The organism is Capnocytophaga endodontalis (assembly GCF_002209445.1).
Taxonomy (GTDB): domain Bacteria; phylum Bacteroidota; class Bacteroidia; order Flavobacteriales; family Flavobacteriaceae; genus Capnocytophaga; species Capnocytophaga periodontitidis.
The window spans coordinates 377,817-401,969 of the sequence record NZ_CP022022.1; the positions used below are offsets into that span (position 1 = coordinate 377,817).

Below are 24,153 nucleotides of genomic sequence, written 5' to 3' on the forward strand. Positions count from 1 at the left end.
AGGCTATTGGTTTATAAATTCTTGTTCTTCTTTGGTAAGTAAAAACTTGGCTTCACCTTGTTTATGAGGGGTAACATATTCAAAGAAAGGTTTTTCTACGTCTATTCTATCTTCTTTTTTGATATGTTTGTTTTGTATACCTGTGCGTAAAAAAGATTGCTCAATATTAACATAATCTTGCTTGTTTTCATACTGAAACATACAACTCATTTTTGCAGTAAATGAACTAAATAATAATTTATTGTTATAAGAGGTAAAGGTAAGTTCCCAAGTGCCTTTGTTATTAATTGTCTTATATGGTATCTTTTTCTTTTCTGACACTCCCTCTCCATTTATAGGTTTTTGAGTGAATGCAATTCGCTTGATAGCATTAGTAGTATTATCAAAATAAATTACTGAATTTGCAAATTGTATTATTTCTTTATTGGAAATGATGTCAGAATCAAAAGTTACAATAGTATGCTCTTTGTCTTTTTCTACTTTTTTGATTTGTATATTCTTAGCATTATACAAAAACACTAAATATGGATTGAGATGAAGATACTGAAAAATAAAAGCAGGTTTAAAAAATGCTGAATTAGTTCCGTCTTCAAGATTAGAAATCTTGGAATAATCAGTATTTTTAAGGTGTATTCGTACATTTTTATTTAATGGTTCTTTAGGTTGATACACATAATTCTTACCCCACCAGTCTAATTGTATTTGGTAAAGTCTTCTTAGAGTATCATTTCTTATCATCTTTTCTCTATAGGTACACTCCAATATCTTAGACTTAGTATCATACAGTTTAAAGTAATTATCAATTACATACTTCACTTTTTTCTTCAAATCAAAATTATACAACACTACTTCGTCAAGTTGTATTTCCTGAGGATTGAGATAGAGGGTTGCTTTGGCAAAGGTTTTATTTGTAAAAATCTTTTTAGTTGCATAGCCCATATGACTTAAGGTAAGCGTATCATTTTCTATAGTAATACGCAATTTACCTTCCTCATTGGTAATAGTGCCGTTGAGAGAGCGTGCGTAATAGGCTTCTACATTGGAGATGGGCTGCTTTGTAGAGGCATCAAGCAAGGTGAGTTCGGCTACTTGGGCGGGTAAGGCTGTGGCTGTGAATAAAAGGATAAGGAATAGTGTTTTCATATAGTTATGTTTTTTAATAATATAGGGTAACTAAGATGATCCTTAATTACCCTATGTACTTAAAGTAGCTTAAAAAAATCCATTAACTTCTAATAGATATTCAGGTGATCTATCTGGCCCAATAGTTGCCTTAGCGGATGCACTACCACTTTTAAACCAACCTAACTCATAGCGTTTTTCAAGTTCCTCAACTTCAAACGCATTTACTAAAGCTTTTTCGTCAAGCTCAAGAGCTTGCACTTTGTTTACATTTGTTTCCATAACTATTTATATTTTAATACTGGAAATCAAACCTTCTTTGGGTAAGGCATCGGTTACTTCCTTTTTACGGTACAAAGATAAAGAAAAGTATTTTAAAGTAACCATAAGAAATATATAGTTTAACGCAAATTTAACAGTAAATTCTTTATAAAATAAACAATTGCAAAGGTATAATCTACTAAAACTCGCAAAACTCTTAAATTTTTGAAGAAATGATATATTTGGGAGGTATTTTTTTAACAACTTAGCAAGGATAGTGTAGAAATACTACTTTTTTAGTGATAAAACAGGGAATTTTTTTACGAAAATTTCAACGTAAAAAATTCTAAATTGAATGTATTATTTGATGTTTTCCTCTATAAATAATGTATGTGTAAGAAAAATAATTTACAAATTTGAGGTTTTATGTGATTTTGTGTTTTATGAATTAGTGTGTATAGTATTTTGTGTAAGTTTGTTATGTTAAATGTTTAGATATTATGGCTATTGGTTTATAAAATCTTGTTCTTCTTTAGTAAGTAAAAACTTGGCTTCGCCTTGTTTGTGAGGGGTAACGTATTCAAAGAAAGGTTTTTCTACATCTATTCTATCTTCTTTTTTGATATGTTTGTTTTGTATACCTGTGCGAAGAAAGTTTTCTTCAGAAAAATAAATATATGTTTTTTCTTCAAATTCAACTCTTACTTTTGCTTTTACTGCAAAAGAGCTGAATAATAGTTTGTCTTTATAAGATGTAAAAGTAAGTTCCCAAGTAGCAAACTCTGGAGTTGATTTATAGGGTATTTTTGATTTCTCAGAAAACCCTTCTTTTGTATAAGGAACTTGATTAAAAATAATCTTCTTAATAGCGTTAGTTTGATTATCAAAGTAAATAACAGAATTAAACACATTTAAATCAAATTTACCAAAGTCAGCATCAAAGGTTACAATAGTATATTCGTTATCTTTTTCTACTTTTTTAACATCAATAGTTTTAGCATTGTATAGAAATACTAAATAAGGGTTTAAGTGAAGATACATTATAAGTCTCTTTTGTTCTAATGATAATTCATTAGAAGTATCCTCTTCCTTACCTATTATCTTAGAGTAATCAGTGCTCTTTAGTTGTATATGTGTAAATTTATTCAATGGTTCTTTAAACTGATAGACATAATTCTTACTCCACCAATTTAGTTGATTCTGATAAAGTCGTATTAGCTTATCATTCTTTGTTGTTTTTTCTTTATAAGTACACTCCAATATCTTAGCCTTGGTATCATACAATTTGAAGTAATTATCTAAAACATACTTTACTTTCTTTTTCAAATCAAAATTATACAGTACTACTTCGTCAAGTTGTATTTCTTGTGGTGTGAGATAGACTGTTGCTTTAGCAAAGGTTTTATCTGTAAAAATCTTTTTAGTTGCATAGCCTATATGGCTTAAGGTAAGGGAGTCGTTCTCCACCGCAATACGCAATTTGCCTTCCTCATTGGTAATAGTGCCGTTGAGGGAGTGTGCGTAATAGGCTTCGACATTGGAGATGGGCTGCTTTGTAGAGGCATCAAGCAGGGTGAGTTCGGCTACTTGGGCGGGTAAGGCTGTGGCTGTGAATAATAGGATAAGGAATAGTATTTTCATATTGTTATGTTTTTACATTACTTTAGAAATTAGATATCACACGGTATTCTTTTGTGTTGTGGGGTTTGTTGATAAAATCGCGCATTTCATTGGTAAGGGGGAGCTGGTTTTGAGTCTCCCAAAATTCTTTGTTATAGGGCACTTCTAATTTAAAGAGCTCTTTTTTGCCATTTACATTGGCTTTAAAAGTATTGAGGTCTGAAAAAGGGTGGGTAACAATGAGCTCGAAACTTACATCATATACTATTCTTTCACCTTGTGTGTAGAGTTCTACCTTTTGAGTCATTACTCCATTAGAAATAAAATACTTATTATTCTTAGAATCTTTTTCGCATTTCTCTCTCAGATAGTAATTAATAGCTCTATACTTTCCTGCTAACTTTTTAGTAAAAGGTATTTTGTCAATCACTTTAGGATTGATTTTATAAAGGCGTTCTTTGATAGCATAATCATCAGTGTTGATAATAAAAAAGCCTATTCCTTTTAAATAATCCTCTTCATTTTTAGAAGTATGACTTACCTGATGATGTGTTTCATCTATAACTTTAAGGAATGAAAAACGGTACTCCTTTGGATCTAAGAAGAAGTAATTACTATACCAATCAAAAAGACCATCTAAGGAAAGAAGTTCAAAATCATCTGTCCGTAATCCTTTCTTTTCTATACCGAACTTCCTCATATTCAGAATCTGAAAAGCATATTCTTTTTTCACACCAAACAATTTATCTCGTTTGATACGACCTCTAAAATCTTCTATTTTCACAAGTTCACCATTGCGTTTGAGGATACAACGCAAAAAGAAATCTTCAACAAAAGGTTCCATAGGGTAATTGATAGTGGCGTGATTATAGGCTTCTTGTATAATGTTTTTGTTAGAAAGGGTTACTTCGTCTAACTGAAAAGGTTTTGGGGTAAGGTACAAGGTGTCTTTTGTACGACTCAGCACTTTGAAAGTAGTTTTGAGGGTTTCATAGCCTAACATTTTGATAGTTATGCTATCGTTGGCTGAATAGAACACAAAGTGCCCATCGTCATTGGTAACGGTATAATCGTTTGCATTATGGATGGTGGCACTTTTTAAAGGGGCTTTAGTCTCCTTATCCGCAAGATATTTGGAGAGGGTATTCTGAGAAAAAGATAGTGGAATTAGGGTTATATAGGTGAGGACTGCGATTATATTCTTTTTCATATTTATAAGGATTAGTAATTTTTGAGGTGGCTTTTTGTTAATTATCAATTGTTAATTGTTAATTGGAAAGGTCTTTCCCGATATCTTTTCGCCAGTAAGCACCTTCAAACTGTATTTTACTGATATTGTTGTAGGAACGTTGTAAGGCTTCTTTGAAATCATCACCTAAAGAAGTTACAGCTAACACACGACCGCCAGCGGTGAGGAGTTTACCGTTTTTAAGGGTGGTACCAGCGTGGTATACAGTGCTATCTGTTACTTTTTCAGTGCCTGTAATCTCTTTTCCTTTCTCGTAATCCTCAGGATAACCTCCTGATACCATCACCACCGTAGTAGCGCTCTGCGGGGTTACTTTCAACTCTTGTGAAGCCAAAGTGCCGTTGTACAACGACTGGAATAACGGGATGAGGTCGCTTTCTATACGTGGCAATACGGCTTCGGTTTCGGGGTCTCCCATACGCACATTGTATTCTATCACGTAAGGTTCACCGTCTACTTTTATGAGTCCGATGAATACAAAGCCTTTATAAACAATGCCTTCCTTGTGCAATCCTGCAATAGTAGGTTTTACGATGCGCTCTTCAATCTTCTGCATAAAGGCTGCATCGGCGAAAGGAACGGGTGAAACAGCCCCCATACCGCCCGTGTTGAGCCCTGTATCACCTTCACCTATGCGCTTATAATCTTTGGCAGTAGGCAATATTTTGTAGTTTTGCCCATCGGTGAGTACAAAGCAGCTGAGCTCAATGCCTTTGAGGAATTCTTCAATTACCACTTTGGTACTTGCTTTTCCAAATTTCTCGTTGATGAGCATCCGGCGTAATTCGGCTTGTGCTTCTTGTAAATCTTCGAGTATCACTACCCCCTTGCCAGCAGCCAAACCATCAGCTTTCAGTACATAAGGGGCTTTCATCGTGCTGAGGAAAGCGCACCCTTCGTCTACTGTCTCCTTGGTAAAACTCGCGTATTTAGCTGTAGGGATGTTATGGCGCACCATAAACTCTTTGGCAAACTCTTTACTGCCTTCAAGGGTAGCACCCTGCTGTGAAGGACCTATCACTTGCACGTGAGAGAGTTCTTTATCGTTGGCAAAGAAATCGTATACCCCTTGCACTAAAGGGTCTTCGGGACCTACCACTACCATTGCAATCTGTTTTTCAAGCACAAAGGCTTTGATCGCGGGGAAGTCGGTAGGGTTGATCGCCACATTGGTAGCTACGGTGTGAGTACCCCCATTACCAGGGGCGATGTATAAGCTGTCGCAAAGCGGACTTTGGTGTAGTTTTACGGCAAAGGCGTGTTCACGACCGCCAGAGCCAAGGATAAGTATATTCATTTTGTTAATTTGGTGCGAGCCGCATAGGCATATAATCTATCAATTTGTCAATGTGTCGATTTGTCAATTAAATAGCACCGCTACTCATTTGCTAATTTTCTCATTTGCTAATTTTACAATACGGTATCGGTTGCATCTTGTGTTGGTTAGCACGATTGAGACGGGTGTATATCTCAAATACTTCGCGCTCTCTACCGCTAAAATCTTCCGCTTTTTTGCCTTGTTCGGTTTGGAGCATTGCCCATTCCAGTTCATCATAAGAGGCTTTGAGTTGGTCTTCATCGCTGCGGTCGTCGCCAAAGAGACCGTCGGAAGGTTTTGCTTTGAGGATACTTTGCGGAATTTGCAAGTATTTGCCAAGTTGATATACTTCGCTTTTCATCAGGTCGGCAATAGGACTAATATCCACACCCCCATCGCCGTATTTGGTAAAAAATCCTACCCCAAAATCCTCAATTTTATTACCCGTGCCTACCACTATATAGCCTTCGAGTCCTGCAAAATAGTAGAGAGTCGTCATTCTTAGGCGCGCACGAGTGTTGGCAAGAGCCATTTCATAAGTAGATTTATCGGTAGGGGGTATTTGTGCTACAAACTGGTCGAATACAGGAGTGAGGTCGGTGCGCAGGTTGCTCACATTGGGGTAGTGAGCTTTGAGGAAAGCGATGTGCTCCTCAGCGCGACTCACGTGACTTTCAGCTTGGTGAATGGGCATTTCGAGACAGAGCGTTGGCAAACCCGTACGCGCACAAAGCGTAGAGACGACTGCCGAGTCTACCCCGCCCGATACACCTATAACTAAGCCCTTTACACGAGCATTTTCGGCATAAGTTTTTATCCAATGAACGATTTGTGATGCTATGTTTTCCATTTGAATTGTATTTTATTTTGACCAAAGGGATAAAAAAAAGACACACCCTGGTACGCTATCAAAGAGGAAGCGTGGTGTGTACTATCAGCGCAAAAGTACAATATATTTTTATAACTACAAAATTTTTATGTGTTTTTCTGAAGAAAATAATTTTAACTAATTGAAATATAGTGAGATTCTAATACTATGTCTAAAAAATATCTTCAGTATTAAGTTTTAACGTAGGAAATTTTACTGAGGTGATGTTTTTGCCTTCTACAATAGGAGGCAAACCATAGTATTTGTCTCCTTGCAAAACATACACGTTTATTTCTTTGCTCTCGGGACGCACTATCCAATATTCAAGTACACCAGCTTCCTCGTATAGATGAAATTTAAGGTCTAAATCGCGCGTGGAGTTATGAGGTGAAAGAATTTCTACCACTAAATCGGGAGCTCCTACACAACGCTTGCCATCAGCTAATTTTTCTGGATCACACACTACACAAAGGTCGGGTTGCACTACTGTATCTTCTTTGCCATTAGCGTTAGGTAAAATTACATCAAAAGGAGCTGTGAAGAGTTCACAAGTCTTTCCTTTGAAGAAGTTGTATAACTCCCCCGATAGTTTGCGTGATACTCTTTGGTGTGTAATGGCTGGCGCGGGGCTCATTTTAAAAATCTTCCCCTTGATGAGTTCTAAGCGCTCTTCAAACTTCCAAAGTACATAATCGGCGTAAGTATAAAGACCATTAGTTACATCCAACTGATTGATATTGGTAATTTCCATACTCCTCTTGTTTTAGAATCGCGACAAAGGTACTAAATAATTGCGAATAACGAAAAACTTTTATACTTTTGCGGTATAAATTAGTAAAGTTGCTATCAAACTATGAAAAAACTCTTTGTTTTGCTGTTTTTCTGTAGTATTACCGCTCAGGCACAGCTCTCGTCATACCGCTATAAACAAGCACTTGAAAATCTCAACCAAAGCGGTTGGCATTCTCTCACTTTGCCCATTACTATCTTCGACCGTATGGAGAGTTATAACGATTTGCGCATTTATGGCATTTCGGTTACCGATACTATTGAAGTGCCTTATATGATAGTTGATACAGTGGTCGCTACTCAAACTATTACGCACTTTGCTGTAAAGAACGACAAAGCGTCTAAACATACGATTATTGATGTCAAACTTCCCGAAATTTTGCTTCTTGGCAAAGTGGCAATTCACCCTGCAGCGACTTATGATTATTATCGTTCTGTGAAGATTTTGCAAAACGAAACTACTGATGATACCTATCTGAGCAATGTGGCTAAAGGGGTACTCAATTCTAAGGGGAATAACACATATACTTTTTCGTCACAACTGTTTAAACATCTGCAAATTGATATTGATAACCAAGATAATACCCCTCTTGCAATTTCTGAAATTACCCTCTTTCCTATCACTTATAAACTCACAGCGCGTTTCCCCGATACGGCTCATCACTATTTTTTAGTGTATGGCAAACCTAACGACATAGCGCCTCAGTACGACATCACTCATTTTGTAAAGAATATCCCTAAACAACTTCCCTCAATTCATTACAATGAAACTGTAGAATATGTAAAGAATCAGCCTATTACTGTAACGACTTCAGTTACTAAAAGCCCTACCAATGGTACTTTTATGTCGGCTAAGCCACTTCTATGGGCAATTATGGGGATTGTTGTGCTACTCATCTTTGTTTTTTCAGTGAAAATGATGAGAAACAAATAATATAATAATTAAAAAATAACAATTAAAAATTAACAAGTTGTTTCAATCCTTAATTGATACTATTACCTGTTAATTGTTACCTATTAATTGTTACCTGTTAATTGTTAATTGAATAGTATTCTTTTTCTGTAACGATTACGTGGTCTAAGAGTTTGATATCCAAAGTATCACCAGCGTTTTTCACACGTTCTGTGAGTTCTATATCCTCTTTGCTGGGGGTGGTGCTCCCCGAGGGGTGGTTATGTACTAAAATCAGTGAGACAGCGCCTTGTTCTAAGGCATTTTTGAAGAGTAGTCGTATATCCACAGTAGTATGAGTGATGCCCCCTGAAGAAAGTCGGCATTTGTGAATCACGCGGTTGGCACTGTTGAGGTAGAGCACCCAAAACTCCTCGTGAGGCAGGTCGCCAATAAGGGGTTGCATCAAGGTAAAAACGTGTTGAGGAGCTTCAATTTTAGGTTGAGGTTCAGGAGTTTCGGCAGCGCGCCGGCGACCCATTTCGGTGGCGGCGAGAATCGTAATTGCTTTGGCTTCACCAATCCCTTTGAAGGCAGTGAGTTGCGCCAATGTTTGTTTGCCCAAAGCCGTGAGACTGTTGCCTACTGAAGCTAAAATACGTCTGCTCAAAGCAACAGCACTTTCATTGGCAGACCCTGAACCTAATAAAATTGCCAAAAGTTCGGCATTGCTCAAAGCTGTTTTCCCTTGAGCCATCATTTTCTCACGAGGCTTATCGGTATCTTCCCAGTTTTTGATAGTCATAATTTTAGTTGTTAGTTATCACATAAACTTCAGGTATTTACATAGCCTTTGTTTATCTTCTTTGTTTTTTACGTTGTGATTGATTTTTCAGTGTAATATAAACCATTGAGCATTAGCTGAATTGTTACTCACATACCTGTCACCTATTCCCTATTTTATTCGCCAGCCAACTTACGTAAAACAGCTGAAAACTGTGATATAGCATAATTGGTAGCAGGAACATTACTTTGTTGTCATCGGGAATACCCAAAACCATCATAAAGAGACTCCCGTGTACCAACGATTTTTTTGAACCACAGAAAGTGGTTGTAATCGTGTCCTCACGACTGAAGTGCAAACGCCTTGACGTCCACCCCAAAAGGTGATACACTATAAAAAACAAGCCTACTGCAGCTAAGGCAATAATTGCGAAAGTAATAGGCGGCACACTGCTAAACACGCGATTTACAAAAGCTGTTGAAAAACTCTCGTAAACGATGAGTAAGATAATGAATCTGTCAAACTTACCGATGAGCTTGCCATAGCGTTCTATAAATTTCTTGCACAGCGGATTGAGCAACAAACCTAACACAATGGGCAACAATACTTTCAGTAGCAATTGTTGAATGATTGCCCCTTGATCTACAGCTGCTCCGCTACTGTTTTCCAAAAAAGGCTGCATCAGCATAGGGGTAGCAAAAATACCGATAAGTCCCGAAATAGAAGCGTTGAAAATCGCTGAAGGCACATTCCCTTTGGCAATAGAAACCATCACCACCGATGATGAAACCGTAGAAGGCAAGCACGCCAAAAAGTATATCGAGAGCCATAACACGTAAAACTCAGTGCCTTGTGCTATCTTGTAGAAAGGCATTACCAAGAGTGGAAACAGTACAAAAGTAGCTACCTGTACTAAGAGGTGTAACTTCCAGTTTTTGATGTCGTTCAGCACCTCGCGGAGATTTAGTTTGAGTCCGTAGAGCAGGAAGATAATCACAATTCCCCAGTCGATAAAAGTACCAAGGTTGAAATAAGCATTATAACTTTCGCGATAAGGGATAAGATAGCCGAGGAACACCATTGCTACCAAGAGCCAAAGAAAAGCGTTTTTAGTAAGTATTTTGTTCATTTGCTATAAGTTTGATTTTGCAAAGCTAAGAATAATTTTGCAATTGAAAGCAGAAAACCCTATAAAACAACAATTAGCGCCCTTAAAAAACTACCTCGCATAATTCCTCAATGTTTGAAAATGAACCCTTATTACTCTTAAATTAACATTTTAACATTAAAGATTGTAAGATTTAACAGTAATTTAACATAATGGGGGGGGGGTAAAATTTGTATCTTTGCCCCGAAATATTTGCTTTTATTTTAAAGTCCTGATTTTTTTATCTCCTTTCATCTATTCTCTGTAAAGAAAAATCAGGCGATTACAAAGAAAAGTAGGGGATACTCTTTTCTCTCTTATCCCCGCTTTTTCTTTGTAATACTACAACGAGTATCACTCCTTAATAAAAAAATCTTTTTTTATTTGTTACTTTACAAAAAACTTCCTACATTTGCGCGATATTAGAAAATAGAAATTAGGAAATAGGATTTTTTCTTACTTCCTACCTCTTAACTCTTAACTGAAAAAAATATGTTTCAAAAAGGAAAAGTAGCTCAAGTTATTGGTCCGGTGGTAGATGTAGAGTTTGCATCGGATAAACAACTGCCTCGCATTTACGATTCTTTAGAAATCACCAAACCCGACGGCACTAAACTTATATTAGAAGTACAATCGCACATAGGCGAAGATGTAGTACGCGCTATCTCTATGGACTCTACCGAAGGGCTTAGCCGTGATACCGAAGTAATCGCTACCGGTAGCCCTATCAAAATGCCGATAGGACACGATATTTATGGTCGCCTCTTCAACGTAATTGGCGACGGTGTGGATGGTCTTGGCAACCTGCCTAAAGATGGCGATAACGGTTTGCCTATCCACCGTGAAGCCCCTAAATTTGAAGAACTTTCCACTACTACCGAAGTGCTCTTCACCGGTATTAAAGTCATCGACCTTATTGAACCTTATGCCAAAGGAGGTAAAATCGGTCTGTTTGGCGGTGCTGGTGTAGGTAAAACGGTGCTCATCCAAGAGCTTATCAACAACATCGCCAAAGGTCACGGCGGTTTATCAGTATTCGCTGGGGTAGGCGAACGTACCCGTGAAGGGAATGACCTCCTCCGCGAAATGATTGAATCAGGCATCATCAAGTATGGCGATGCATTTGTAGAATCAATGGAAAAAGGTGGCTGGGACTTGAGTAAAGTAGATAGAAATGCTCTTAAAGAATCTAAAGCAACTTTCGTATTTGGACAAATGAACGAACCCCCTGGAGCACGTGCGCGTGTAGCTCTTTCTGGACTTACCATTGCTGAGTACTTCCGCGATGGCGCTGGTGAAGGACAAGGTAAAGACGTGCTTTTCTTCGTCGATAATATCTTCCGTTTCACCCAAGCAGGTTCTGAAGTATCTGCTTTGTTAGGGCGTATGCCTTCAGCGGTGGGTTACCAACCTACTTTGGCTACCGAAATGGGGGCAATGCAAGAGCGCATCACCTCTACCAAACACGGTTCTATCACCTCAGTACAAGCGGTATATGTACCTGCCGATGACCTTACCGACCCTGCTCCGGCAACTACCTTTGCCCACCTCGATGCGACCACCGTATTGTCGCGTAAAATCGCTGAGCTCGGTATCTACCCTGCAGTAGACCCACTCGACTCTACTTCGCGTATTCTTACCCCCGAAATTCTTGGTAAAGAACACTACGAGTGTGCGCAACGTGTGAAAGAACTCTTGCAACACTACAAACAATTGCAAGATATCATCGCTATCCTCGGTATGGAAGAACTTTCCGAAGACGACAAGATTGCAGTAGCTCGTGCACGCCGTGTACAACGTTTCTTGTCACAGCCTTTCCACGTAGCCGAACAATTTACCGGATTACCAGGGGCTTATGTAGATATCAAAGATACTATCAAAGGCTTTAATATGATTCTCGACGGTGAACTCGACCACCTCCCTGAAGCTGCCTTCAACCTTAAAGGTACTATTGAAGAAGTAATTGAAGCTGGTGAAAAAATGCTTGCTGAAGCGAGTTAATTAGAATATCATATACTTTGTCAAAGTCCTTAATTGCGCCTGTGCGGCTCGCACCTTTGACAAAGTTTTAAACAATAACAAAAAAAGCCCGTGCGGCTCGCACTTATGACAGTAGAAATCCTCTCTCCCGAAGCCCTTTTGTTTAAAGGTGAAGTAACCGCAGTGAATGTTCCTGGGGCTAAGGGACCTTTTGTAATATTAGACCACCACGCCCCTATCATTTCAATGCTTACCGCGGGCGAGGTTACCCTTTTTGAAGGTAAAAAAGAACTGAAATCTTTTACAATTAGCGGGGGCACTTTGGAGTGTAATCACAACAAGGCTGTCATCCTCGCCGATTAGTAGTGTAGTAATTCATATAAAAAAATCCCAAGTATTATTTTCAACAATACTTGGGATTTTTATTTTCTATTCCTTATATCCTAACCCTCTATCTCCTACAAAAAGTATCCTCTCTTCAACACTTCCTTTTAAAATTTGATATTTTATACCTCGGTCGTCTAATTGTTTTTGAAAGAAAGTAAAAACACTTTCACGTTCGTAAGGTTTGTCGCGTAGGTCGTCGGCTTGCCAAGGTACATCTATATAGGTAAGGAAAATAGCATCGTAATGATGAGCAAGAGCAGCGTGCTCTATCAAAGGGTCGCAGTAGCCATAGTAAAGATACGAATAAATCATCAGTTCTAACAGACAAGTATCACAGAATAACACTTTATTAGCTTGCTCAATGCGCTTGTTTTCAAGAGCTATTTGTCCGCGGGCGATAGGCAGTAGGTCATCGGGGGTACAAGTGAGGTGCTGGGTATCCCACTTGTGCTGCAAATAAGTGCGCATATACTCCTCAACCCATACGGTTTGGTAACGCTCGGCAAGGATACGACTCAGCGTAGTTTTGCCCGTACATTCAGGACCTATAAAGACGATACGTTTGAGGTCACTCTCTCGTTGCGCAAGTGTTTTTTCCATTCTATATAGCCCATTATGGCGATGATAGTGAATAATAAATACTGAAAAGAAGTGAAAAGCATTCCTTTTTTGAAGTAGAGCGGCACCGAAATAAGATCTCCGAGAATCCAAAAAATCCAATTCTCTATCTTGCGTTTTGCCATTAGCCACATTCCTACTAAGAAAATGGCAGTAGTGAACACATCAACATATTCGGTAGGGAGGAAGTTGTGAAAACCTAAGGAAATGCCCTGCATTGAAAAATCGTTTTTGATATAAGGTTTGAGGTAATATACTATGGTTACAAAACTCAAACTAAACAAGCCTAACAGACTGCAAATTTGCCAATCACGGCGCGTAGTAATCGAAATGGTAATTACATTATTCTGTGCGTTCTTTGCCCACAACACCCAGCCGTAGATGCTCATTGCTGTATAATAAGCATTGATGAGCATATCACCCCACAACACATAGTGCCATAGCAAGTATACAAACAACACCGTGCTGATAATACCCGTAGGGTATACCCAAATATTTCCTTTTTTAGCATACCACACACTGAGGAATCCAAAGATAACCCCAATAATTTCGAGCACCACCAAATGTGTCTCTACTCCTCTATATTGCGCAAAAAAATCAGTCATTCGTCATTCGTAATTTGTCATTCGTCATTAGAAAAACGGTTTATACTCGTGGCGGTCGGATTTTACGATTTTTATGTACATCAATCCGCGTTCTACCAGCTCGAGTGCTTCTTCTATTTCGGTAGTGAGCACGCTCATTACTTGGGCGTAGTCGCCATACACTTGAGTGCTAAGAGGATTTTCTTGCACGATAAGCCCAGAGGCGCGCAATTTTTTGATAAAATGAATGATAGGTTGCTCGAAATCATCTTGCAACGGACTGAAGGTAAGTTCTACTGATACTTTCATACTTATTATTGATTAATAACAAAAAAGGCTGCCTGATGTAGGCAGCCTTTTGCAAGTGCGGGTGAAGGGACTCGAACCCCCACGCCGTGAAGCACTAGATCCTAAGTCTAGCGTGTCTACCAATTTCACCACACCCGCAAAATGATGAACTTTTGTTTGATTGACGCGGCAAAGGTACAACAGTTTTTTGAATCTGCAAATTTTTTTAAGATTTTTTTATCTACTGCCAATTCCTCAAGTGATTTTTTCAACTTCCCTTACTAATAGAACAAATCTTTAGTTTTTTTAACCTTTAGCAATCATACTATTTGTTAGCTAAAAATTGCTATTTAAAAAAAACTTTGTACTTTTGCACTTCACTAAAACTAATTGATTATGTCTTGGTTTAAAAGAACAGCAAAAGGAATACAAACCTCAACTGAGGAAAAAAAAGATATCCCTAAAGGATTATGGTATAAATCTCCCAGCGGTAACATCGTAGAACAGGACGAGTTAGCCACCAACTTCTACGTAAGTCCCGACGATGGTTACCACGTGCGTATAGGCAGTAAAGAGTACTTCCAAATATTGTTTGACAACAACGAATTTCAAGAACTCAACCCCGAAATGACTTCTAAAGACCCTCTCAATTTCGTGGATACCAAAGCCTATACCCAACGCTTAGAAGAAGCTACACAAAAAACAGACCTTAAAGATGCCGTACGCACGGCTGTCGGTAACTCCAAAGGCAAACCTATAGTAATAGGCTGTATGGATTTCGCTTTCATCGGGGGCTCTATGGGAAGTGTAGTAGGTGAAAAAATCTGCCGCGCTATCGACTATGCTATCAAACACAAACTCCCCTTCTTAATGATTTCTAAATCAGGAGGCGCCCGAATGATGGAAGCTGCCCTTTCACTAATGCAAATGGCTAAAACCTCTATCAAACTCGCTCAGCTCGACGAAGCCAAACTGCCTTACATCTCCCTCTGTACCGACCCTACTACGGGAGGTATTAGCGCTTCATTTGCAATGTTAGGCGACATCAACATCGCCGAACCAGGTGCCCTCATAGGCTTTGCAGGTCCGCGTGTAGTGAAAGATACCACAGGACAAGATCTCCCAGAAGACTTCCAAACTGCTGAATTCTTACTCGAACACGGCTTCTTAGACTTCATCGTAAACCGCAAAGAACTCAAAGACAAGGTAAATCTCTACATCGACTTAGTGATGAACCGCCCAGTGAGATAAAGGGTAACCCCAAAAAGACCAACAAACCAATGAATCTACCGAAATACGATATTTTGCCTGATGAAACAAACCATATTTATGAGTTTATCAGTGAAGGGAAGAATGGTAAAATTTATAAAATGGTAAAATTTCAAGAAACAAACCTAACAGATGTTTATAATTTAGGGTTTGGAGATAAAGACCCCCTCACAGAAGAAATAGATGATATGGTTGTTTCTGATAATGGTGATATGGAAAAAGTATTAGCAACTGTAATTTCTATTATCTATGTTTTTACTGAAAAATTCCCTGACAAATGGGTGTATATACAAGGTAGTTCACCTGTAAGAACAAGATTGTATAGAATTATAATTGCAAAATACCTAAGTCTTATCAAAAAAGATTTCTTTTTGAAATGCTGGCTAAATGGTGAATGGGAGGATTTTCTGCCAAATGTTATTTACCAAGGATTTGCTATAAAACGAAAAAACAATTAATGACTATGAGTACAGAAGAGAAAAAAGAGTTAACACAAATGGAGACACCTAAACGTAAAGTGCAAAAGGAAACTCCTTATTATGTATTGTTAGAGCCAGACCCGTCATTGAATAAATATATTAATAAGGTTTTGTTTCCTAAAAAATTAGACCTTGCTAATAAGGCTTTGAGTCTCTCCGGAGCTCCTAAGATTTAGGTATCAAGAGTTTCCCCTCATATACCCAACTCCAAGTACTCGCTGACTTTACCTAATAAAAATGACAACATTCAAAGCACCCAGTAACATCGCCCTCGTAAAATATTGGGGCAAAAAGGGAGAACAACTCCCCGCAAACCCCTCTATTAGTTTTACACTTACGCATTGTTATACCGAGACTTCTATCGATTACGAACGTAGAAGTGAATCTTCTATAGCTTCAGGCGATTCTTTTTCTTTTAACTTTAGCTTTGAAGGACAACCTAAACCGTCATTTCACCCTAAAATCAACACTTTTTTTGAGCGTATTCTTCCTTATCTGCCTTTTTTAAAGGATTATCACTTCAACATTGCCTCTCACAATTCATTTCCACATAGTAGTGGTATTGCCTCTTCAGCGAGTGCTATGGCTGCCCTTTCGGTATGTTTGATGAAAATAGCTAAAGAATTAGGCGAAACTTATACCGAAGAAGTCTTTTGGCAAAAAGCATCTTTCTTAGCGCGCTTAGGTTCGGGTAGTGCTTGCCGTAGTGTAAAAGGCAGTATCGTTGTATGGGGCGAACACCCTGCTATTACAGGCAGTTCAGACGAGTATGGCATTACCTACCCCCTACCCGTTCACGAAGTTTTTCAAAATTACCAAGATACTATTTTACTCATCGACCGCGGTCAGAAACAAGTGAGTAGCACCGTTGGGCACAACCTGATGCACGGTCATCCTTTTGCCGAGGCTCGTTTTGCACAAGCCAACGAGCATATAAACCAACTCGTTAGCAGTTTTGCTTCCGGTGATTTAGACCATTTTATGGAGGTTGTTGAAAGCGAAGCCCTCACCCTTCACGCGATGATGCAAACCAGCATTCCATACTTTATCTTAATGCGTCCCAACACCTTAGAAGTTATTCAGCGTATTTGGCAATACCGAAAAGACACCAAAGTACCCCTCTGCTTCACTCTCGATGCAGGCGCCAATGTACACTTGTTATACCCTAAAACTTCTATTACAGAAGCAAAATGGTTTATAGAAGAAGAATTAGCGCAATTCTGTGAAGGACGACTCTACATTCACGACGAAGTAGGTCAGCTTATTTGAGATAGCAAGATAGGTAAGGCACTCCTGTCAATCTCTTTGCTGGCAGTAAGCAAGGTTACCATTTTGTGTGCTTTCAGCGTTTCGCAAAAAGCAGGAAAATCCACATTGTGTTTTAGTTCTTCGGTATAATCCTTTTTAAAAGTGTCGAAATCACCGTCTTGGTGATAGCGTTTGCGCAATTCGGTGCTTGGGGCGATTTCCTTTGCCCAAAGGTCTAAAGCAAGTGCTTCTTTTTTAATGCCGCGTGGCCAAAGGCGGTCGGCAAGTACTCTAAAACCATCGTTAGGGTCGTTTTCTTCATATACGCGTTTGAGATGTATTTCCATTGTTTATCTGTATTAGTTCGTACAAAGGTAGTGAAAAAAGTAAATATTTCGTACTTTTGCCGCTGATTTTTCAATATAAACAATGACTACCCACCCACAACATCTTCTCAAACGTCTTTTAATTTGGCGTGTAAAACATATTTCCGATAGGCATTTTATCCTCATTCTCAGCGGGGTAATAGGTATTGCTACAGGCTTAGCGGCTTTGGCAATGCGCTCGTTCACGCACCTTATTCAGTGGCTGTTAGACGGTAAACTCGCACAAACAATTACCTACGGTTTTTATTTTATCCTCCCGATGTTGGGTTTTGCCATTGTGTATTTGGTAAAAAAATATGTAATACGCCACGATGTAAATCACGGAATTCCCTCAATTCTCTATGCAGTAGCGCATCAAAAAGGGATAATGAAACGTTATCAGGCGTATGGCAGTATCCTCACTGCGCCTATCACTATTGGTTTTGGGGGGTCGGTAGGGCTCGAAGGGCCTATGGTAGTAACAGGAGCAGGCATTAGCTCTAATATCTGTAGATTTTTTCACATCAACCAATCTAACCGAATGTTGCTCTTAGCGTGTGCCTGTGCAGCAGCTTTGGCAGCTATCTTCAAAGTGCCTATTGCAGCCATATTGTTTGCTATTGAGGTTTTTGGCTTAGATTTAACGCTTTCATCGCTCATACCACTGTTTATTGCTTCCCTTTGCGGAGTATTCACCTCTTATTTCTTCTTTGGTAGTGAAGTGCTAATCCCAATGACGATTACACGTGCTTTTTCATTGCAAGGCATTCCGTTTTACATTCTTTTAGGGGTTGTAGGCGGACTGATGTCGGCTTATTTTACCTATATTTATGAAAAAATCAACGCTGCTTTCAAAAAAATCTCCTCCCCTTGGCTCCGAATTGTGGTAGGTGGAGCTCTTTTGGGGTTGCTTATCTACATAATGCCACCACTTTACGGCGAAGGACACGAGATTATCAATCACTTGAAAGAGGGTCACCCCGAATTATCACTGAGTAGCAATATTTTTGGTTGGGATTTATCCAATGCGTGGGTGATTATCCTACTTTTGGCAGCGCTCACCTTTGCCAAAGTCGTCGCTACCTCGCTCACCTTTGGTGCAGGAGGTGTTGGGGGTATCTTTTCACCTATGTTGTTTATGGGCGGAGTGATGGGCAACTGCTTCGCGCGGATTATCAACGAGTTTCCTATTTTGGGTTACAAGGCAGCTTTGCCTAACTTTACTTTGGTGGGAATGACTGCCCTAATGACGGGCGTATTGCACGCACCACTTACAGCCGTCTTCCTCATTGCCGAAGTAACCGGAGGTTATTCGCTGTTAGTACCAGCAATGCTCACCGCCGCGGTATCGTTTTCGGTAGCCAAATATTTCAATAAATATTCTATTTACACAATGGAATTAGGTAGAAAAGGGGAACTCATTTCGCAAAATAAAGACCAGTCAATACTCACTCTAATGGACTTCGACCAAGTGGTGGAACACAATTTCACCCCCGTATATACCGATATGAAACTCCGCGAGGTAGTGTACAATGCTGTGCGCGAATCAAACCGCAACATCTACCCCGTACTCGACCGCGAAACGGGTACGCTACAAGGCGTAATCCTGCTCGACGACATTCGGCACTTAATTTTTGAAACCGATTATTACGACAAGATTCCTGCCGTAGAACTAATGCAAAAACCACCTGCTATCATAGAAATGGGCAAGGACAAAATGAGCACTGTAATGGATAAGTTTCAGCACACCGGCGCGTGGAATCTACCCGTAGTAAAGGACGGTAAGTACGAAGGCTTTGTTTCCAAATCAAAATTACTGAGCATCTATAGGCGAAAACTAATCTATTTCACCCAATAAAATATTGCTTTATCAAAATAATTGTATAACTTTGCCTTTGCTATTTAACACCTTACAACTATGAACCCAGAAATCACACAAAAATTCTCAGATAAGTTCCTCCCCGAAGAAAAGGAAATCATAGCCCTTATTGAAATACGTACTAATGGAGCAAGTTATTATAACGGAGCTTGGGTGCCTTCTAACGACCCTTTAGCTTACATAGATGTAGAAACAGGAGAACTTTTTTATAAAAACACTCGCATAGAATGGCTTGTTGAAAAAGATTGGAAACATTTCTTTCAAGCACAAAAGGCATTCCGCCTAAAAGTACGCCCTATAAAACCCGAAAACGCTTCTAAAGTTTTCCAACACACATTTATGTTGGTTGAAATAGTAGAGGAGAATGTAATAGAGCCTCGTTTTGAGGCTATTTTAGAAGAATATAATACCGAAGTAATCTATGAAGACGATGATTTTTCACTCGAGCTCAACAAAATATACGGCAATTTTGAAGGAGGAATGTATTATGAAGAGGAAGAAGATGGACTTTCACTAAATGTTCATACCGATGATATTGAAAAACTAAAAGAACTCCTAAACCTTTTTAGGCAGACAGCCCTTACCAACTTCAAAGCGTGGATAGAACATCTCAAAACCTTTGCAGCCGAAAAACTTACTGATTTAGCCAACGAATGGCAAAAAGAAGAAGATGCCAATGCTCCTGAGATTACTCCTAAGCACTTTGCTGAGCGTATGAGTATAACAGAGTTAGTTCTCTTTGCTGATGAGCGTTTCTGTATCTATTTTGACGACGACGATATGTTCTGGGGGCACGCCATTACCGTATATGGCAACCTCAACGGCAAGCTCGAAGAGGCTACTATTGAGGGGTAGAATGATTGATAAAGAAATAAACCCTATGGACTCACAGTTTCTCATATACCAAAATCAAGAAGGAGATGTTAAGATAGATGTACGCTTTCAAGATGAAACAATATGGCTTTCATTAGACCAAATGGCTACTCTTTTTAGCCGTGACAAATCTACTATATCACGACATATTAAAAGCATTTTTGAAGAAGGAGAACTATACAGAAATTCAGTTGTTGCAAAATTTGCAACAACTGCCACCGATGGTAAAAAGTATCAGGTAGAATATTACAATCTCGATGTGATCATCTCAGTAGGTTATCGAGTAAAATCACAACAAGGAACGCGTTTTCGTATTTGGGCAACTCAGCAACTCAAAGAGTATTTAATCAAAGGATTTGTGTTAAACGATGAACGTTTTAAGCAAGGTACTGCGATGAACTACTTCGACCAGCTCCAAGAACGCCTCCGCGAAATACGAATCTCTGAACGGTTCTTCTACCAGAAGATTAAAGATATATACAAAACCAGTATAGACTACAACCCTCAAGATGAGCAAACCATAATGTTCTTTAAGGTAGTGCAAAACAAACTCCTGTGGGCGGTTAGCCAGCAAACAGCCGCCGAGATAGTCTATAATCGTGCCGATGCCTCTTTGCCCCTTCTGGGAATGCAATCCTACGACAAAACAGCTACTGCCACTATTAAAAAAAGTGAAGTAAGCATCGCCAAGAATTATCTCAACGAAGAGGAAATAAAGCTTTTGGGCTTGCTTGTAGAACAATATTTAGCTTTCGCCGAAACTATGGCACAACAGCAAACGCCTATGTATATGAAAGACTGGATAGCCCGCTTGGATATTATCCTGCGACTCAATGGCAGAGAGCTCTTACAACACGCTGGTAAGATTTCACACCAAATGGCTATAGAGAAATCTGCTCAAGAGTATGAAAAATACCAAAATAAGCAACGCCAAATAGAACGTGAAAACAGCCTTAAAGAATTAGAGGACGACCTGAAACAATTAACAAATTAACCCTTTTCTTCCTTAATCTAAAAAACAGTGATTTCAAAAAATACCATAGATAAAGTATACGACCAAATGCGGGTGGAGGAAGTCATCGGCGACTTCGTCCAACTCAAGCGTGCAGGCTCTAATTACAAAGGATTGAGTCCATTCTCCAACGAGCGGACGCCTAGCTTTATGGTCTCACCCGTAAAACAAATATGGAAAGACTTCAGTAGTGGCAAAGGCGGAAATGCTATTGCTTTCCTGATGGAGCACGAGCATTTCACCTACCCCGAAGCCATTCGCTATTTGGCTAAAAAATACCATATCGACATTGAGGAAACCCAGCAATCTTCGGAAGAGAAAGAAAAAGCCGATGAGCGCGAGAGCCTCTATATTGTCTCAGAATACGCCCAACAATATTTTCAAGACACCCTCTTCAATACCGAAGCCGGTAAGGCTATCGGTATGACCTATTTCAAAGAGCGCGGTTTTACCGAGGAAACAATCCAAAAATTCCGCTTAGGCTTCTCCCCCGACGAGTGGACTGCCTTCACCGATAACGCCCTTGCCAAAGGCTATCAGTTAGAGTTCTTAGAAAAAACGGGGCTCACCATCGTCAATGGCGATCGTAAGTTCGACCGCTTCAAAGGGCGTGTAATGTTTCCCATTCACTCTATGAGCGGACGCGTATTAGGCTTCGGAGGGCGCATCCTTACCAACGACAAGAAACAAGCTAAATACCTCAACTCTCCCGAAAGTGAGATTTACCACAAGAGCAAAGTGCTGTACGGCATCTTCTTTGCCAAACAAGCCATTGCCAAAGCCGATAACTGCTATTTGGTTGAAGGCTATACCGATGTAATTCAAATGCACCAAAAGGGCATCGAAAATGTGGTAGCATCCAGCGGAACAGCACTTACGCAAGACCAAATACGGCTCATTCACCGCCTTACACCCAACATCACAGTGCTCTACGACGGCGATGCTGCAGGCTTACGGGCTTCTATTCGCGGGGTAGACCTCATCTTGGAGCAGGGTATGAACGTGAAAGTCTGCACCTTCCCCGAAGGAGACGACCCCGATAGCTTTGCTCGCAAAACCGCCTACGAAGACCTTGTACTATACCTCGAAAACAACGCCACCGATTTCATTCGCTTCAAAGCCTCCCTCCTAATGCAAGAGGCGCAGAACGACCCTATCAAAAAAGCCGAAACCATACGCGATATGGTAGAGAGTATCTCTAAAATCCCTGACCTTATCAAGCGGGAAGTATATGTGCGCGAGTGCGCTACCATTATGGACATCTCGGAGCAAGTGCTTTTCTCTACTTTGGCGCAAATCCTCAAAAAGGACTTTTATGAAGGACAAAAAGTAGAGCGCAAGCAAAAAGCCGCGATGCAAGTAGTGCAAACTCCCGAAGAAGCACAGAAACGCACCGTAAACCGCTTAGAAGTCTTAGAGCACGACCTCATCAAAAACCTTTTGCTCTACGGCAATAGAGAATGCGTATTCACCGATACCATACTCGTGGAAGAAGAAGACGGCACCCTCAAAGAACAGCAGGTACAGCAAACGCTGAAAATCTACGAAAAGATATTCCTCGAACTTCAAGAAGACGAAATAGAACTCGCCAACCCCGATTTCAAACAAATCTACGAACTGCTGATGGGCAAACTCAGCGAAAACCCTAATTATGACGTCAATCGCATTGCCAACGAGTTGCCTATAGAACTAAGTGAAAAAGTATCAGGAATGTTGTTAGACGACGAAAACAATCAGCTACACAATTGGAGCAAACGCGACATCGTCCCCAAAGCAAAAGATGCGCATCTTGAAACTATTGTAGGCGATATCATTCTCAACATTAGGAGTTTGTTAGTACACCACCTCATCCAAAGTCTTACGCAGCAAATGGCACAAGCTAACGAGGAAGAAAAAAAAGAACTTTTAGAGAACATAATGAACTACATCCAGCTGCAAAAACTCTTAGCCAAACGCCTCAATATTGTAGTGAATTATTAGTCGTTAGTAATCAGTTTGAGACTCTCTTACCTCTTATCTCTTACCTCTTACCTAAATATCACCAGCTTTTTTCTTAGAAAAATATCACTTTGGAACGATTTTAGCTACACATTTTTACGAAAAGCAGAAAATTATCTTTTTTATGAAACGCCTATTATTCTTTAGCGTGTTGAGCGCTCTCCTTTTTGCAGCTTGCAACGATACTAACAACGGTAAAAACGATACCTACTTACCCCCTTCAGTGGGTCCTATCAACAGTGTAGCTGTGGTGATTGACAACGACTTATGGGAAGGCACCATAGGTGATACCATTCGCCGTTACTTCGCTGCCCCTGTCGACGGGCTACCTACCGAAGAACCTACCTTCACTCTCCATCAAATCCCCCCCCAAGTATTTGAAGGCAATACCCGCAATAGCCGCAACATCCTCATCGTTCAACGCGGTGATGAGAAAAAAGCGTTTGTAAAAGAAAATCTCTTCGCTAAACCTCAAGTAGTATGTGTAGTACAAGGCAAACAAGTACGCGACATCGCTTGCAAGGTTGAAGAATACCACAAAGAGTTTGTCAATGAGTTCAAAAATAATGAACTTATCGAAACACGCAAACGCTTTGATAACTCCCTTAGTAAAGACAAACAAGTAGAAAATACCTTAGGCGTTAAATTCACTATGCCTAACGTGTTTAATATCCAAAAGTACGGCAACAACTTCTTTTGGATGGAACGCCCTATCAAAGGCGGTAAAGCAAGCATCATCCTCTACGAAATGCCCCTTGGCAGCATCCCTACCGATGAGGAAGGTCGCGCCAAAGCTATTGTGAAAATGCGCGATTCTATAGGCGAAAAATATATCCCAGGACCCGAAAAAGGTATGTATATGGTTACCGAAACCTACCTTGCTCCCAGCATCAGTGAGGTGATGATCAAAGGACATAAAGCCATTGAAAGCAAAGGCTTATGGGAAGTAAAAGGCTTCGCTCTTGGAGGTCCTTATATCAACTACATCATTGAGGATAAAGCCCATAACCGACTCTTAGTAGTGGAAGGTTTCCTATATGCTCCAGGAGTCGCCAAACGCGATATGCTCTTTGAACTCGAAGCGATTGTCAAATCAATTGAATTTACTCGTTAGTAACTAACT

The 24,153-nt window shown here is 39.7% G+C and carries 25 protein-coding genes and 1 tRNA gene; 12 read left to right on the forward strand and 14 right to left on the reverse strand.

Going from position 1 to position 24,153, the window contains the following annotated elements:
- Window positions 1-3: 3 nt before the first annotated feature.
- The 7 genes from CBG49_RS01800 to CBG49_RS01830 form a co-directional block, all read right to left on the reverse strand.
- Window positions 4-1,143 (reverse strand): carboxypeptidase-like regulatory domain-containing protein, encoded by a 1,140-nt coding sequence (locus CBG49_RS01800; protein ID WP_088593127.1) that lies wholly within the window; start codon window positions 1,141-1,143, stop codon window positions 4-6.
- Window positions 1,144-1,212: 69 nt separating this feature from the next.
- Window positions 1,213-1,404 carry a hypothetical protein gene (locus CBG49_RS01805; protein ID WP_088593128.1) on the reverse strand — a complete coding sequence of 64 codons (192 nt, stop codon included), beginning with the start codon at window positions 1,402-1,404 and terminating at the stop codon, window positions 1,213-1,215.
- A 483-nt stretch (window positions 1,405-1,887) separates the two neighbouring features.
- Window positions 1,888-3,024: a carboxypeptidase-like regulatory domain-containing protein gene (locus CBG49_RS01810; RefSeq protein ID WP_088593129.1), complete on the reverse strand. Its 1,137-nt coding sequence runs from the start codon at window positions 3,022-3,024 to the stop codon at window positions 1,888-1,890.
- A 22-nt stretch (window positions 3,025-3,046) separates the two neighbouring features.
- Window positions 3,047-4,213: a peptidase associated/transthyretin-like domain-containing protein gene (locus CBG49_RS01815; RefSeq protein ID WP_088593130.1), complete on the reverse strand. Its 1,167-nt coding sequence runs from the start codon at window positions 4,211-4,213 to the stop codon at window positions 3,047-3,049.
- A 58-nt stretch (window positions 4,214-4,271) separates the two neighbouring features.
- Window positions 4,272-5,549, reverse strand: coding sequence for a phosphoribosylamine--glycine ligase (gene purD, locus CBG49_RS01820; RefSeq protein WP_088593131.1), 1,278 nt, complete (start codon window positions 5,547-5,549; stop codon window positions 4,272-4,274).
- A 100-nt stretch (window positions 5,550-5,649) separates the two neighbouring features.
- Complete coding sequence (gene nadE / locus CBG49_RS01825) at window positions 5,650-6,420, reverse strand: NAD(+) synthase (protein ID WP_088593132.1); 771 nt, start codon at window positions 6,418-6,420, stop codon at window positions 5,650-5,652.
- A 190-nt stretch (window positions 6,421-6,610) separates the two neighbouring features.
- Window positions 6,611-7,189: a Uma2 family endonuclease gene (locus CBG49_RS01830; RefSeq protein ID WP_088593133.1), complete on the reverse strand. Its 579-nt coding sequence runs from the start codon at window positions 7,187-7,189 to the stop codon at window positions 6,611-6,613.
- A 102-nt stretch (window positions 7,190-7,291) separates the two neighbouring features.
- Here CBG49_RS01830 and CBG49_RS01835 point away from each other — a divergent pair, with 102 nt between their 5' ends.
- Complete coding sequence (locus CBG49_RS01835) at window positions 7,292-8,161, forward strand: hypothetical protein (RefSeq protein ID WP_088593134.1); 870 nt, start codon at window positions 7,292-7,294, stop codon at window positions 8,159-8,161.
- A 97-nt stretch (window positions 8,162-8,258) separates the two neighbouring features.
- On the opposite strand, the gene radC is transcribed toward CBG49_RS01835, so the two are convergent.
- Both radC and CBG49_RS01845 read right to left on the reverse strand, forming a co-directional pair.
- Window positions 8,259-8,924: a RadC family protein gene (gene radC, locus CBG49_RS01840; RefSeq protein ID WP_088593135.1), complete on the reverse strand. Its 666-nt coding sequence runs from the start codon at window positions 8,922-8,924 to the stop codon at window positions 8,259-8,261.
- A 139-nt stretch (window positions 8,925-9,063) separates the two neighbouring features.
- Window positions 9,064-10,032, reverse strand: a complete 969-nt coding sequence (locus CBG49_RS01845; RefSeq protein WP_088593136.1) for a bile acid:sodium symporter family protein — start codon at window positions 10,030-10,032, stop codon at window positions 9,064-9,066.
- Window positions 10,033-10,542: 510 nt separating this feature from the next.
- Between CBG49_RS01845 and atpD the strand changes: the two genes are divergently transcribed.
- Window positions 10,543-12,051: a F0F1 ATP synthase subunit beta gene (atpD, locus tag CBG49_RS01850; RefSeq protein WP_009414278.1), complete on the forward strand. Its 1,509-nt coding sequence runs from the start codon at window positions 10,543-10,545 to the stop codon at window positions 12,049-12,051.
- A gap of 105 nt (window positions 12,052-12,156) precedes the next feature.
- A complete protein-coding gene (locus tag CBG49_RS01855; protein WP_009414279.1) occupies window positions 12,157-12,393 on the forward strand; it encodes a F0F1 ATP synthase subunit delta/epsilon in 237 nt (78 codons plus the stop codon).
- Between the two features lie 66 nt (window positions 12,394-12,459).
- Here the strand turns inward: CBG49_RS01855 and CBG49_RS01860 are convergent, their stop codons facing one another.
- The 4 genes from CBG49_RS01860 to CBG49_RS01875 all read right to left on the reverse strand — a co-directional run bounded on the left by CBG49_RS01860 (window position 12,460) and on the right by CBG49_RS01875 (window position 14,066).
- A complete protein-coding gene (locus CBG49_RS01860) occupies window positions 12,460-13,017 on the reverse strand; it encodes an AAA family ATPase (protein WP_088593137.1) in 558 nt (185 codons plus the stop codon).
- Entirely contained in the window at window positions 12,963-13,640 is a 678-nt protein-coding gene (gene pnuC, locus CBG49_RS01865) for a nicotinamide riboside transporter PnuC (RefSeq protein ID WP_088593138.1), read from the reverse strand. The genes CBG49_RS01860 and pnuC overlap by 55 nt, the downstream gene beginning before the upstream one ends.
- Window positions 13,641-13,667: 27 nt before the next feature.
- The gene (locus CBG49_RS01870; RefSeq protein WP_088593139.1) at window positions 13,668-13,928 is read right to left on the reverse strand and encodes a thiamine-binding protein; all 261 of its coding nucleotides are present in this window, start codon (window positions 13,926-13,928) and stop codon (window positions 13,668-13,670) included.
- A 56-nt stretch (window positions 13,929-13,984) separates the two neighbouring features.
- Window positions 13,985-14,066, reverse strand: a tRNA-Leu gene (locus tag CBG49_RS01875).
- Between the two features lie 237 nt (window positions 14,067-14,303).
- Between CBG49_RS01875 and accD the strand changes: the two genes are divergently transcribed.
- The 4 genes from accD (at window position 14,304) to CBG49_RS01895 (ending at window position 16,924) form a co-directional block, all read left to right on the forward strand.
- Window positions 14,304-15,158 carry an acetyl-CoA carboxylase, carboxyltransferase subunit beta gene (accD, locus tag CBG49_RS01880; protein ID WP_009414283.1) on the forward strand — a complete coding sequence of 285 codons (855 nt, stop codon included), beginning with the start codon at window positions 14,304-14,306 and terminating at the stop codon, window positions 15,156-15,158.
- A 29-nt stretch (window positions 15,159-15,187) separates the two neighbouring features.
- Complete coding sequence (locus tag CBG49_RS01885; protein ID WP_088593140.1) at window positions 15,188-15,634, forward strand: DUF6934 family protein; 447 nt, start codon at window positions 15,188-15,190, stop codon at window positions 15,632-15,634.
- Window positions 15,635-15,639: 5 nt separating this feature from the next.
- Window positions 15,640-15,831, forward strand: coding sequence for a hypothetical protein (locus CBG49_RS01890; protein ID WP_088595235.1), 192 nt, complete (start codon window positions 15,640-15,642; stop codon window positions 15,829-15,831).
- 61 nt (window positions 15,832-15,892) lie between these two features.
- Window positions 15,893-16,924 (forward strand): diphosphomevalonate decarboxylase, encoded by a 1,032-nt coding sequence (locus tag CBG49_RS01895; RefSeq protein WP_088593141.1) that lies wholly within the window; start codon window positions 15,893-15,895, stop codon window positions 16,922-16,924.
- Here CBG49_RS01895 and CBG49_RS01900 read toward each other — a convergent pair.
- Window positions 16,912-17,250 carry a DUF488 domain-containing protein gene (locus tag CBG49_RS01900; protein WP_088593142.1) on the reverse strand — a complete coding sequence of 113 codons (339 nt, stop codon included), beginning with the start codon at window positions 17,248-17,250 and terminating at the stop codon, window positions 16,912-16,914. The genes CBG49_RS01895 and CBG49_RS01900 overlap by 13 nt on opposite strands.
- Window positions 17,251-17,332: 82 nt before the next feature.
- On the opposite strand from CBG49_RS01900, the gene CBG49_RS01905 reads away from it, so the two are divergent.
- The 5 genes from CBG49_RS01905 to CBG49_RS01925 all read left to right on the forward strand — a co-directional run bounded on the left by CBG49_RS01905 (window position 17,333) and on the right by CBG49_RS01925 (window position 24,144).
- The gene (locus CBG49_RS01905) at window positions 17,333-19,126 is read left to right on the forward strand and encodes a chloride channel protein (protein WP_088593143.1); all 1,794 of its coding nucleotides are present in this window, start codon (window positions 17,333-17,335) and stop codon (window positions 19,124-19,126) included.
- A gap of 60 nt (window positions 19,127-19,186) precedes the next feature.
- On the forward strand, window positions 19,187-20,002 hold the full coding sequence (locus CBG49_RS01910; RefSeq protein WP_088593144.1) for a DUF2262 domain-containing protein: 816 nt from the start codon (window positions 19,187-19,189) through the stop codon (window positions 20,000-20,002).
- 1 nt (window position 20,003) lies between these two features.
- Window positions 20,004-21,014 (forward strand): virulence RhuM family protein, encoded by a 1,011-nt coding sequence (locus tag CBG49_RS01915; RefSeq protein ID WP_088593145.1) that lies wholly within the window; start codon window positions 20,004-20,006, stop codon window positions 21,012-21,014.
- Between the two features lie 27 nt (window positions 21,015-21,041).
- The gene (gene dnaG / locus CBG49_RS01920; RefSeq protein WP_088593146.1) at window positions 21,042-23,012 is read left to right on the forward strand and encodes a DNA primase; all 1,971 of its coding nucleotides are present in this window, start codon (window positions 21,042-21,044) and stop codon (window positions 23,010-23,012) included.
- Window positions 23,013-23,154: 142 nt separating this feature from the next.
- Window positions 23,155-24,144: a DUF4837 family protein gene (locus CBG49_RS01925; RefSeq protein ID WP_088593147.1), complete on the forward strand. Its 990-nt coding sequence runs from the start codon at window positions 23,155-23,157 to the stop codon at window positions 24,142-24,144.
- Window positions 24,145-24,153 lie beyond the last annotated feature (9 nt).